At 37.0% G+C, this 11,632-nt stretch carries 12 protein-coding genes; 11 read left to right on the top strand and 1 reads right to left on the bottom strand.

Features of this window, described 5'->3' with window-relative positions:
* The first annotated feature begins 173 nt into the window (after positions 1 to 173).
* The 11 genes from H6W52_RS20290 to H6W52_RS20240 all read left to right on the top strand — a co-directional run bounded on the left by H6W52_RS20290 (position 174) and on the right by H6W52_RS20240 (position 9,916).
* Positions 174 to 452 (top strand): hypothetical protein, encoded by a 279-nt coding sequence (locus tag H6W52_RS20290; RefSeq protein ID WP_123891996.1) that lies wholly within the window; start codon positions 174 to 176, stop codon positions 450 to 452.
* Between the two features lie 110 nt (positions 453 to 562).
* A complete protein-coding gene (locus H6W52_RS20285) occupies positions 563 to 1,270 on the top strand; it encodes a response regulator transcription factor (protein ID WP_116099078.1) in 708 nt (235 codons plus the stop codon).
* A 2-nt stretch (positions 1,271 to 1,272) separates the two neighbouring features.
* On the top strand, positions 1,273 to 2,682 hold the full coding sequence (locus H6W52_RS20280) for a sensor histidine kinase (RefSeq protein WP_087707028.1): 1,410 nt from the start codon (positions 1,273 to 1,275) through the stop codon (positions 2,680 to 2,682).
* Positions 2,683 to 2,846: 164 nt separating this feature from the next.
* Complete coding sequence (locus H6W52_RS20275) at positions 2,847 to 3,341, top strand: hypothetical protein (protein WP_076391142.1); 495 nt, start codon at positions 2,847 to 2,849, stop codon at positions 3,339 to 3,341.
* Positions 3,342 to 3,369: 28 nt separating this feature from the next.
* Positions 3,370 to 4,212, top strand: coding sequence for a YoaK family protein (locus H6W52_RS20270; RefSeq protein WP_076391144.1), 843 nt, complete (start codon positions 3,370 to 3,372; stop codon positions 4,210 to 4,212).
* 330 nt (positions 4,213 to 4,542) lie between these two features.
* The gene (mutL, locus tag H6W52_RS20265; protein ID WP_116099079.1) at positions 4,543 to 6,330 is read left to right on the top strand and encodes a DNA mismatch repair endonuclease MutL; all 1,788 of its coding nucleotides are present in this window, start codon (positions 4,543 to 4,545) and stop codon (positions 6,328 to 6,330) included.
* Positions 6,331 to 6,335: 5 nt separating this feature from the next.
* Positions 6,336 to 7,067 (top strand): rhomboid family intramembrane serine protease, encoded by a 732-nt coding sequence (locus H6W52_RS20260; protein ID WP_116099080.1) that lies wholly within the window; start codon positions 6,336 to 6,338, stop codon positions 7,065 to 7,067.
* Positions 7,068 to 7,073: 6 nt separating this feature from the next.
* Positions 7,074 to 8,060 (top strand): endonuclease/exonuclease/phosphatase family protein, encoded by a 987-nt coding sequence (locus tag H6W52_RS20255; RefSeq protein WP_116099081.1) that lies wholly within the window; start codon positions 7,074 to 7,076, stop codon positions 8,058 to 8,060.
* Positions 8,061 to 8,134: 74 nt separating this feature from the next.
* Positions 8,135 to 9,109: an endonuclease/exonuclease/phosphatase family protein gene (locus tag H6W52_RS20250; protein ID WP_116099082.1), complete on the top strand. Its 975-nt coding sequence runs from the start codon at positions 8,135 to 8,137 to the stop codon at positions 9,107 to 9,109.
* A gap of 4 nt (positions 9,110 to 9,113) precedes the next feature.
* Complete coding sequence (locus H6W52_RS20245; protein WP_116099083.1) at positions 9,114 to 9,467, top strand: hypothetical protein; 354 nt, start codon at positions 9,114 to 9,116, stop codon at positions 9,465 to 9,467.
* A 41-nt stretch (positions 9,468 to 9,508) separates the two neighbouring features.
* Entirely contained in the window at positions 9,509 to 9,916 is a 408-nt protein-coding gene (locus H6W52_RS20240; protein ID WP_116099084.1) for a hypothetical protein, read from the top strand.
* 48 nt (positions 9,917 to 9,964) lie between these two features.
* Here H6W52_RS20240 and H6W52_RS20235 read toward each other — a convergent pair whose 3' ends face one another.
* On the bottom strand, positions 9,965 to 11,479 hold the full coding sequence (locus H6W52_RS20235) for a GH3 auxin-responsive promoter family protein (protein ID WP_116099085.1): 1,515 nt from the start codon (positions 11,477 to 11,479) through the stop codon (positions 9,965 to 9,967).
* Positions 11,480 to 11,632 lie beyond the last annotated feature (153 nt).

Here is an 11,632-nt window from a genome sequence, read left to right as displayed (position 1 = left end):
CCTTCTTTTTCTTCAAATTTCACAATATCAAAATAATCCACTAAGTATGGTGGAAGCAAAAACTTTAGTAATTCTTGATCGTTTAGCATTAGGCAAAGATAAAACTACTTAACATTCCTCCCCAACTTTTGCGATTGATCCGGGTTCGTGAGCTCACTCAGGATCCTTTGGATATGAAACAGTTACGGTTCTCCAGTCCTCAGGAAGAAAGAGCTAACCAACTGATCGCAGAAGATAAAGTAAAAATAAATTACAGCGCTGAAAATGATATTCTTAAAATTCAGGGAACCATTCAGGAAAGCTATGTAACCTATCAGGCGGAAGCTTTTATTGATAAAGACCAGCGACTGACCGACGGAAACTGCCAGTGCGGTTTTTACAGGGCAAACGGATTGAGACAGGGACCCTGCGAACATATTCTGGCTTCAAGGATGATGATTAACAGAAAATAATAGAACATAATTTTTTTTAAAATTTGATAAAGGAGGATTTTTTATTTTTAAATTTCCTCCTTTATTCATGTCCCATCTTTTCCCTATTTTTGTCTAATTCCAAATTTCAAATGAAAAGAATAATCCTTATCGAAGATGAAACCAGTGTGGTGTCCTTTATCAAAAAAGGGCTGCAGGAAAGCGGATATGAAGTTTCTGTGGCTTTTGACGGTAAAACCGGCGTTCAATTGGTGCAGTCGAATGATTTTGATCTGGTGATCCTCGATATTATGCTGCCGGAAATGAATGGGCTGGATGTCTGCAAAGAAATCCGCAAAACCAATCAGAATGTTCCGATTCTCTTTTTAACCGCTTTGGGGACTTCCGAGAACATTGTTTTGGGCTTGGAAAACGGAGGAGACGATTATCTCGTAAAGCCGTTTAAATTCATAGAACTTGTTGCGAGAATTAAATCTCTATTAAGAAGAAGCAATAGTGGAATTCATAATGAAATTACTGAAGATGAAGAAGATAATGAATATGTGTATCAGTTTTCAGATTTGGTTTTAAATGATTATACCAAAAAAGTGACGCGTGCGGGTGAAGAAATTTCACTTACTTCCACAGAATACAAGCTGCTTTTGTACTTTTTAAACAATCCTGAAAAAGTAATTTCACGAACAGAAGTTTTGGAAGCGGTTTGGGGCGTGAATTATGAACTGGGAACCAACGTTGTAGATGTGTATGTAAATTATTTGCGAAAAAAGCTTGATAATCAGGAAGATAATAAACTGATTCATACGGTGATAGGAATGGGATATGTTCTGAAAAAATCTTAAGAATGTTTAATAAAGTTGTCACAAATCAGACCAAAACGATGGTGCTTCTGATGTTGGTTTTTACCGCCATCATATTGTTGTTCAGTGGATTGGTGTATTTTTCAATTGTCAACTTTTCTCATCAGAGATTTTACGAGCTGCTGAAAATCCGTACCACCACCATTATTCAGATCGAAAAAGGCAAAGACAATCTGGATCTTCCGGAAAATTACATTCTGAACGGATTAAACGATGAAGAGCTTCCGATGGAACGGGATTATGTTTTTGCAATTCCGGCAGATTCAAACTTTAAGAAAATTTCGGATGAGGTTCATATTCCCGACTATTTTTTTAAAAGCATTGTAAAAAAAGGCGAGGCGAATTTTAATGACAAGGAGTTTTACTACATCGGGCAGACTTTTAAGCATGATGATAAAAATTATATTGCCATCGCATCCGCCAAAAACCATTATGTGGTTTACTATCTCGGGTTTTTAAAAAGAACTTTGATTACCTGCATCGTTCTTTCGCTCTTTTTCAGTATGATCTTTTCTTTTTATTTATCGAAAACGTTATTTAAGCCCATCCTTAAAATTACAGGAAAAGTAAAGGAAATCAGCTCAGAAAATCTTCATTTGCGTCTGGAGCCACAACCCGATAACAAGGAATTAAACGAACTCATCGACACTTTCAACGGAATGCTAAACCGTATCGAAACCTCTTTTGAAACCCAGAATCACCTGATCGGAAATGTTTCCCACGAGCTGAGAACACCGTTAACGTCGATTATGGGTGAAGCAGATGTTGCACTTTCGATTTCCAGAACCAACGAAGAGTATAAAGAAACTTTGGGAATCATTCTGAACGAAGCGGAAAAATTAGACAAAAAAATCAAGGCTTTGCTGATGATCGCACAGACTGGATTTGACGGCAAAATCCAGAAAATGGATAAAGTGCGGATCGATCAGTTGCTTTGGGATGTAATTGAAACCCTCCGAAGGATAGATTCAAGAAATAATATCTATCTCGATATCAGTATGTTGCCCGACAATCCTAAAAAACTGAAAGTTCAGGGCAATGAACAGTTGCTGCATCTTGCGGTTGCCAATATTATTCAGAATGGTTGCAAATATTCTAATTTTCAGCAGGTTAAAGTCTCTTTGGGAGCAACAGATTCAGATGTCTACATTATTGTAAAAGACAGCGGCATCGGAATTCCCGGACAGGAAATGAATAAAATTTACGATCCTTTTTTCAGGGCTTCCAACACCAAAAATTATGAAGGCTACGGAATCGGACTTCCGTTGGCAAGAAATATCGTGAGAATACATCGTGGAGAACTAATCGTAAGCTCGCACGAAAATCAGGGAACGACCGTTCAGTTGCGTTTCCCGAATTTCTACAGTATGCAGACAGACGGAAAAGAGATCTAATGTAATCATCGTTAATTTTTAAACTGTTAATTCTTTTTAACAGATTCTAATCGTATTTTAATCTCTTTAATCACATTTTAATTCCGTTCCAAAGACGTTCTAATTTGGTCGTTTTAGTTTTGTATCATCAAAAAAGAATAAATACAAATCTAAATCTCATTAATATGAACAAGACGATTTTAATAGCCACCGATTATTCTCTTGAATCTTTGAACATTCTGAAAAAAGTAATGAGAGAAAAAGATGCTTCGGAAGACCAGAATCAATATAACATTCTTTTGGTTTCGGGGTATGATATGGGAGATTCCATCAGAGATCTTCTTTTTAACACGAAAAGTACCATTTTCAATAAAATCAGACCGCAGGAATTCTGCGATGCGTATGAAATTATCAGGAATAAATATCCTCACCTGATCAATAAGATTGTGTGCGATATTTTCACGGGAAGTTTCCAGAGAACATTCAATAATTATGTGAAAGCGGAAAATATTGAAGAAGCATACTATTCTCCTTCTATTAAAAGCAGAGGAAATGGTAAGTTCGATCTTATTCCTTACATCAAAAAATGTAAAGACCTGAAATCTCAGGAAATTTCGGTTGAAGTTCGCAAAAGCCTTCCGGAAAAAGGAAGACTGGCGGAAATCTTTGTGGAAGCTTAACATCAAAGAACTTTAAAAATTTAGAAAAATGCTAAGGAATTATAGTAACAGCAGAACGTTGGGAGACAACATCAGATTAGGAACGCTGACTGCCTTTACGGCAGGTACTATAAACATTGCTTCCCTGTTGATATTTCTCTCTTTTACCTCTAATGTAACGGGACATTATGCCATTCTTGCGGCAGAAATCAGCAAGGCAAACTGGTCGCAGGTTGCGGTGGTGGGAATGTGGATTTTCCTGTTCTTTTTCGGGGGATTTGTGTCGAATTTTATTGTGATTACATTCAATCAGAAAAGTAAATATTTCGCCCATGCAATGCCATTGGTTCTTGAGATCGCGTGTTTATTGTTTGTGGGAATCTACGGACAGTTTTATTACCGGAAAACACTGGAAGAAACGGAATATCTGGTCGCTCTAATGCTATTCGCAACGGGTCTGCAGAATGGTTTAACGGCAAGTATTTCTAATTTCTCGGTAAAAACAACTCACCTTACAGGTACCACTACCGATCTTGGGATTTTATTCTCCATGTTTACGCAGAAAAAATTCAGAAAGAACGGCGAACTGGTCGGAAGAGCAAAACTGCTGATGAGCATCATGATTTCCTATGTTTTGGGTGCGGTTTTTTCAGGGTTAACCTATTATTATCTTGAATTCAGAGTGTTTTATGTAATCAGTCTGTGTTTGCTGGTCGTAATCGGGTACGATGCGTACAAAATTCATATCAGACATTTCAATACGAAATACCGGTACAGCAAAATTTATAAGAAACCGAATCTGATGGCATATTTTTATGATAAAATCCACGGAATTCCGGTGATTAAAGAACAGAAAAGAGACAAGAAAAGAAAGCTTGTATTTGATGAATAAAATGGGCAGAAGCTTAGCATAAAAGATCAAAATTCTTGATAACATTCTGAATACTTTTTGTAAAGCTTTGCCTGAATAAACAGACAATGTTAAATAAGAGATATAAATATCAGTATTAATTTTGTGTAAACTAGCTGTGAATCAATCCTCTAATTGTATAACGCAATTGGGGGATTGTGTTTTTAGGAAAACCCCGATAACGAGACATTTTGTCTGAATCTGAAGCATGGCTAGAATGTTGATATGTTGATAAATTAATTTTAATTCAGAAGTTTATAGTTTTTATTCTTATTTTGAATGACTATTTTTGTAAGTTGATTTACGTTTTTTATGTCAGATATTATTCAGCTTTTACCCGATCATGTAGCCAACCAAATTGCGGCAGGAGAAGTAGTGCAGAGACCGGCTTCCATTGTGAAAGAACTTTTGGAAAACGCCATCGATGCAGATGCCACAAAAATTGAGTTGATTATCCGGGATGCCGGAAAAAATCTGATTCAGGTTGTAGACGACGGAAAAGGAATGTCTGAAACAGATGCGAGAATGGCTTTCGAAAGACATGCGACTTCAAAAATCCGAGGAACAGAAGATATTTTTAAAATCTCTACCAAAGGTTTCCGTGGTGAAGCGCTGGCTTCGATTGCGGCCGTTTCCCAGGTGGAATTAAAAACCAAGCAGAAAGACGCTACCATCGGAACAAATATTTACATTGAAGGCGGAGTTTTCCAGTTTCAGGATCCTGTTCAGACGGCAGAAGGTTCTAATTTTCTGGTTAAAAATCTGTTCTACAACGTTCCGGCAAGAAGAAAATTCCTGAAAAACAACAATGTAGAATTCCGACATGTTATCGATGAATTTCAAAGAGTTGCTTTAGCGCACGAAACGCTTGAGTTTTCCCTGTTTCATGATGATGAGCCGATTTTCAGATTAAGAAAAGGAAGCCAGATGCAGCGTATCGTGGATGTTTTCGGAAGAAAACTGCAGCCGCAGCTTATTCCCATCAAAGAAGATATTATCTGGTGTAAACTTCACGGGTATGTTGCCAAACCGGAAGGAGCGAAAAAAACAAGAGGAGAACAGTTTTTATTTGTCAACGGAAGGTATTTTAAAAGTCCGTACTTCAATAAAGCCGTTCAGGAAGCATTTGAAGGATTGCTGTTGCCGGGTTATGTGCCTACGTTTTTCCTTTTTTTAGATATTGATCCTGAAAAAATAGACGTTAATATCCATCCGCAGAAAACAGAAGTAAAATTTGAAGACGAACATCTGATCTTTGCTCTGTTGCGTTCCACCATCAAACGTTCTTTGGGAATTTATAACGTTTCTCCAAGTCTGGATTTTGAAAAAGATCCTCACTTTGATGAAATTATGCACAAAACGTTCCCGAGTAAAGGAAACAGTGGAGGAGGTACAACGCTGAAAATGCCGGAAATCATCGTAGATAAAGACTACAATCCTTTTATTGAAGAACGTGAAGTTGCGCAGGCGGAAATTCAGAATCTTACGGAAATGTACCATCAGAATATCACTGCAGAACCTTCCAAGATCAATCTGTTTGAGGATGAAGATTTTGATGAAGATCTGATGAGGTTACCGAACGGATACTGGCTGTTCAACAAAGGGGATGAAACTTTGATGCTGGATTTGGGAAGAATGCACAGACTTGTGGTTTCTGAAAATACAAAACCCGTAAAAAAAGGAACAACCAACGGTCATGCTCTGCTTTTTTCTCTCGAATATCATATGAATGAGATTGAAAAGGCGAAATACAATTCCATTAAAAAATATCTTCCGGAGCTTGGTTTTGAAATGAGCATTGCCCACGAAAGTGTGTTGAGAATAGATGCGGTTCCGGAAGGACTGAAAGAAACGCAGGTCATGAAGTATCTTGAAAATCTTTTTGAAATTCTGGAATATAAGTCTGAGGAAGAATTTATGCAGTATTATCAGAATCAGTGGAGTAAGCTTCAGTCGAAATCACGATTCGATTTCATATACAAAAAAGATGCGGAGCAGCTTATCAAGGATTTTACCGCTTTGGGCTTTCCGGAATTTTTACCCAACGGAAAAAGATGTTTCTACGAAGTTCCGTTTAATGATTTTAAAAACAAATTTTAGAAGCTATGTTTAACAGTATACCTCCGGTAACGAGAAATATAATCATCATCAATGTTGCTGTATTTGTTATAGCCAATTTGCTGTTTCAGGATAGATTTGTAGGATATCTTGCTGCTTTTTATCCTTTCTCGCCATTTTTCAAATCCTGGCAGATTGTTACACATATGTTTATGCATGGAAGTTTTATGCATATCCTCTTCAATATGTTTACTTTATTCAGTTTCGGGCCCATACTGGAAAACAGCTTAGGAGAAAAAAAATATTTAATTCTTTACTTTTTAAGTGGTTTGGGAGCCTTTTTCCTGTTCAATCTGTGGAATTTTGTTGAAGTTCAGCAGATTTCCAGCGAATTGCAGCAGTTAGGATTTAATCTGAATGAATATCTTTCAGGTTCCTCTGTACAATATTCAGGTTCTTCTCAGTCTGTACTTCGACAACAGGAATTGATTGGAGAACTCAACGGAATTATGGGAACACCGATGGTAGGAGCTTCCGGAGCAATATTCGGTGTTGTGGCGGCATTTGCCACACTTTATCCGGATGCAAAAATCGGAATTATGTTTATTCCGATCCCGATGAAAGTTAAATATGTATTGCCGGTAGTCGTTATTGGTTCTATTTATTTGGGGGTTTCCGGAAATGGAGGCGGAATTGCGCATTTAGCTCACGTTGGAGGTGCGATCGTAGGTTTTATTCTGGCAAGAATTTGGAGAAAGCATTTGTACAGATTTAATTAAAACCTCTTGAAAATCCTTCGCCTTATTTTTCTCATCCTTCATACCGGAATATTTCTTTTATTATCCGGAATGTTAATGAATGCTTATGTTTCGCCAAAAATATTTCCTTGGCTGAATTTGCTTTCTTTAGGTTTTCCCCTATTGATAATTGCTTATATTTTGCTTACGGTTTTCTGGATCATCAGTAGGAAGAAAAGAGCATTTGTCTTTTTTTTCGCGGGACTGCTGTTTTTCAATCCTGTTTTACGCTGGATTAATTTTTCTCAGCCAAAAAATGAAAAAGCAGATTTAAAAATCGTTACTTTCAATGTTAAAAACGGTGTTTTAGGAAAAGAAAATATCGAAAATTTCATCAACAGTCAGGATGCGGATGTTGTTCTGTTTCAGGAGATGGTTAATAAAAAATACGATTTTAAAGATCTGAAGCAAAGCAGCAAAACCCTCCTTACAAGCGTTTTTACAAAACATAAAGTCATTGCTGAGAAAAATTTGCTTGATGGCGAATATGAAAACGGTAATGCAACCCAGACAGATATTGAGATCAATGGAAAAACCTACCGGATCATCAATGTGTATCTGCAGCCTTTCAGATTTGATAAAAGTATGGTTAAACTGAACGGCGACAGTGAAGAAGACGAGCAGAAACTGAAAGATATCGTAAGAAAACTGATTCCTACCTTCAAAATACATCAGGAGCAGATTGTTCCGATAAGAGAAAGCATTGAAAGTTCGCCTTATCCGGTTATTGTGGCTGGAGATTTTAATGCAGTTCCTAATTCGTATGAATATTATGAATTGTCAAAAGATCTTGAAGATGCTTTTATGAAAGCAGGAAGCGGAAGCGCAACCAGTTTCCATGATTATAAATTCCCGATCAGGATCGATTATATTTTTACTTCAAAATCCGTTAAAGCATTGAGCTATAAGGTCGACCGATCTGCAAAATTATCAGACCATTATCCTGTTGTATCGACATTTAAGCTCAGTAATTAAATCATAAAAACCGTTAATTTTTCTCGTGTGGTAGGATTTTTGCTGAAAAGCTTTATATCCCTTAGACTGTTTTCATGAAGCCGCGTCAAGTATTGTTATTTTTCCATATTATTGTTGGTATTTTACTCCTGTGTACATTGGGAAACGCATGGATTCCGCCTAATCTGTTCGGAAATCTGAATCTTCTTTCTCTGGGTTTTCCCTATCTTATTTCATTACATATTATTTTTACAGTGATCTGGATTTTCAGGAAGGAAAAAATTGCCATTGCATTCGTTTTGGGAACATTTTTATTTTATAATCCTATCCGAAGGTGGATCAATTTTACGCCCAAAGCAGAAAGTCAGAAATCAATAAGAGATATAAAAGTCATTACTTTTAATGTAAAATATGGCGATTTTGGCTGGGATAAAGTGAAAAAATATATTCAGGATCAGAATGCAGATATCATTCTGGTTCAGGAAAAAGATACCAACCGTGCCTTGAGACAGGATCTGGTGAAATATCCTTCGGTTATTTTAAAAACCAAACATAAAATTGTAAGACAGGAAGAATTAATCACAGATAAATCGCGAGGAAATTCTTTCTATGCAGATGTAGATATCAATGGTAAAATCGTTCGGATTGTGAATGTTTATCTTGAACCTTTCAGGCTGCATAAATCGATGCTTCAGTTCGATGGGCTGAAAAAGGAAGGCGGAAAAATCAATACACTGCTTTCTCACATGATTCCTACCTTTAAAGCACACGAAGATCAGATCAAAAAAATAAGAAAAGCGGTAGATCTTTCACCATATCCTGTAATTCTGGCGGGGGATTTCAACTCTGTTCCCAATTCTTATGAATATTATAATCTGGGAAAAGATCTTCAGGATGCTTTTTTAGCAGCGGGAAACGGCAGCTCTTCAAGCTTTCACGATTATAAGGTTCCATTGAGAATCGATTATATTTTCAGTTCAAAATCAATTATTCCTTTAAGCTATAAAGTGGATAATTCTGTAAGATTATCGGATCATTATCCTGTAATTGCAGAATTTCTGTTAAATTAGTTCCATGAAAAATTTATCTTTTGCCGCTATTATTTTTTCAGCCTTTGTGATGTCCTGTTCAAAAAAAGAACCGGCAGATTTTTATCCCGCAGACAGCCCGAAAGCAAGTTATGATACCACCGCAATCGATTCTTTCTCGAATGGCGCGATTTCTGTAGATGTTGCAAGACAGATCAGGATGTCTTCAAAACATTATCAGGATTCGGTAAAAGAGGCATTAAAACTTCAGGAGCAGGAAAAGAAACTGAAAGAAGAACTTGAAAAGGAAAATAAAAAGAAGGCAGAAGAAGAAAAGAAAAAAACAGACGAGGAGAAAAAGAAAACATCTGAGCCTTCTGCAGAGGTAAAATCTGCATAATATAAATCACAAAAAAACGTTTTAAAAAAAAATTATAAAGTATGAAAAAAAGCATTTTATCTGTACTGATGATCGCAGCCGTGGTTGTGTCATGTACAAAGTCAACATCAAAAACAGAAACTGTTGAAAATCCTGACGGATCAACTACTACCACCACTACTGTTTCTGAAAACGGAGTGGGAGTGGATACGGCAAAGATTAATGATGTGAAGGAAAATACTCAGGCAAAAATTGATGCTGCCGGAAAAAAGATTGATAACGCTGCAGAAGATGCAAAAAATAAAATAGACGCCACTGCAGACAAAACAAAGCAGGATCTTCAGAAAGCAGGGCAGGACATCAAAGAAGGCGCTGATAAAGTAGGAAAAGATGTGAAAAATGCAGCAGCAAAAGGAGCTTCCAAAGTTGAGGAAGGCGCTAAAAAATTAAAAGAAGATTTAAGCAAGTAAATTAAATTCTTCTGATAAAAATGAAACCGCAGTTTTTCTGCGGTTTTTCTATTTATTCAGTTCCAGTAGAGGATCAATATATTCTCGATCGTTGCTTAGCCTCGGAACCTTGTTCTGTCCTCCCAGTTTGCCTTTGGATTCAAGCCAGCAATAAAAAAGATTAGGTTTTGCAATATGAACAATCGGTCTTTTCAGCGTCATATTGTTGTAGCGTTTCGCTTCGTAGTCGGAATTAATTGATTTAAGATGACTGTCAAAAATATCTATAAAACGCTCTAAATTATCCGGTTTTTCGCAGAATTCAAAAATCCACTCATGAGCTCCGCCTTCGTTCTCTTTCATGAAAACTGGGGCTCCTGTGAAGTCAGAAACGGATGCATTGGTTTCTTCGCAGGCTTTGGTGAGCGCAGACTCAACGTTAGTAATCATCAGTTCTTCCCCAAACGCATTAATGTAATGTTTCGTTCTTCCTGTTATTTTTATTCTGAACGGATTGGTTGAGGTAAAAACAACGGTATCGCCAATGAGATATCTCCACAATCCGCCGTTTGTCGTAATCACCATGGCGTAGTTTTTCCCGATTTCCACATCTTCCAGACTCACGACTTTCGGATTTGAAAAATGGAACTGATCCATCGGAATAAATTCATAAAAAATACCGTAATCGAGCATCAGAAGCATTTCATCACTGTTGGATCTGTCCTGAATTCCGAAAAAGCCTTCGGAAGCATTATAGATCTCGTAGTAATTGATATTTTTTCCGATAATCTGCTTATACTGTTCTCTGTAAGGCTTAAAGCTGATTCCTCCGTGGAAAAATACTTCAAGATTCGGCCACAATTCAGAAATATTTTTGAAGTCAGTTTCTTTCAGAACCCTCTGTAAAAGAACCATCATCCAGCTCGGAACCCCCAAAATACTTCCTACATCCTCCTTTTTAACTTCGGAAGTAATGGCTCTGAGTTTGCTTTCCCATTCTCCCATTAAAGAAACCTTTTTACTCGGAGTGGTGGTAACTTCTACCCAGAAAGGAAGATTGTCTATTAAAATCGCCGATAAGTCGCCGAATTTGGTGTTGAAATCCGCATACAGCTCTGAACTTCCGCCCAGACGAAGATTTTTGTAATTAAAAAGCTGATTTTCGGGGTGATTGTTGGCGTAAATGGAAACCATATCTTTTCCGGCTTTCATGTGGCAGTATTCAAGGCTTTCTGCAGAAATCGGGATGAATTTGCTTTTGGCGTTCGTGGTTCCGGAGGATTTTGCAAAATGTTTGATGTAACCGGGCCAGCTTACATCTTTCTGTCCTTGTCTTGCTTTTTCAATATAAGGCTCCATTTCTTCGTAGGTAACAACCGGAACTTTGTTCTTAAAGTCCTGATAACTCGAAATGGAATTAAAACCATATTTTCTCCCATACTCCGTATCTTCTGCATGAAATAACTGGGAAAATAAGATACCTTTCTGTGTTTCAATAGGATGATTCATGAAATTCTGAATCTGATCTATCCTCTGCCGGATAAACCAATTGACTACCGTATTGAAAAGTGCTTTCGTTGCCATTTCAACAAATATAATAATAATTGGATTTTCAGAGAATTTTTTTGTGATGATAAAATAAAAAAACCGCTACAAATTGTGAGGTCACTGAAAAACCTTTCATTTTACGACAGCCTATTTATTTAGGATGAAAAATAAGAGCTTATTACAAGATTT

The organism is Chryseobacterium sp. C2(2020) (assembly GCF_014218915.1).
Classification (GTDB): domain Bacteria; phylum Bacteroidota; class Bacteroidia; order Flavobacteriales; family Weeksellaceae; genus Chryseobacterium; species Chryseobacterium mucoviscidosis.
This window is presented reverse-complemented; position numbering and strand designations above follow the sequence as displayed.

Bases quoted from the DNA above. Each gene is read 5' to 3' on its own strand.
- H6W52_RS20245 (WP_116099083.1), top strand. From the start codon at position 9,114: ATGAAAAATTTATCTTTTGCCGCTATTATTTTTTCAGCCTTTGTGATG.
- H6W52_RS20270 (WP_076391144.1), top strand. From the start codon at position 3,370: ATGCTAAGGAATTATAGTAACAGCAGAACGTTGGGAGACAACATCAGA.
- mutL (WP_116099079.1), top strand. From the start codon at position 4,543: ATGTCAGATATTATTCAGCTTTTACCCGATCATGTAGCCAACCAAATT.
- H6W52_RS20275 (WP_076391142.1), top strand. From the start codon at position 2,847: ATGAACAAGACGATTTTAATAGCCACCGATTATTCTCTTGAATCTTTG.
- H6W52_RS20260 (WP_116099080.1), top strand. From the start codon at position 6,336: ATGTTTAACAGTATACCTCCGGTAACGAGAAATATAATCATCATCAAT.
- H6W52_RS20250 (WP_116099082.1), top strand. From the start codon at position 8,135: ATGAAGCCGCGTCAAGTATTGTTATTTTTCCATATTATTGTTGGTATT.
- H6W52_RS20285 (WP_116099078.1), top strand. From the start codon at position 563: ATGAAAAGAATAATCCTTATCGAAGATGAAACCAGTGTGGTGTCCTTT.
- H6W52_RS20280 (WP_087707028.1), top strand. From the start codon at position 1,273: ATGTTTAATAAAGTTGTCACAAATCAGACCAAAACGATGGTGCTTCTG.
- H6W52_RS20290 (WP_123891996.1), top strand. From the start codon at position 174: ATGAAACAGTTACGGTTCTCCAGTCCTCAGGAAGAAAGAGCTAACCAA.
- H6W52_RS20240 (WP_116099084.1), top strand. From the start codon at position 9,509: ATGAAAAAAAGCATTTTATCTGTACTGATGATCGCAGCCGTGGTTGTG.
- H6W52_RS20235 (WP_116099085.1), bottom strand. From the start codon at position 11,479: ATGGCAACGAAAGCACTTTTCAATACGGTAGTCAATTGGTTTATCCGG.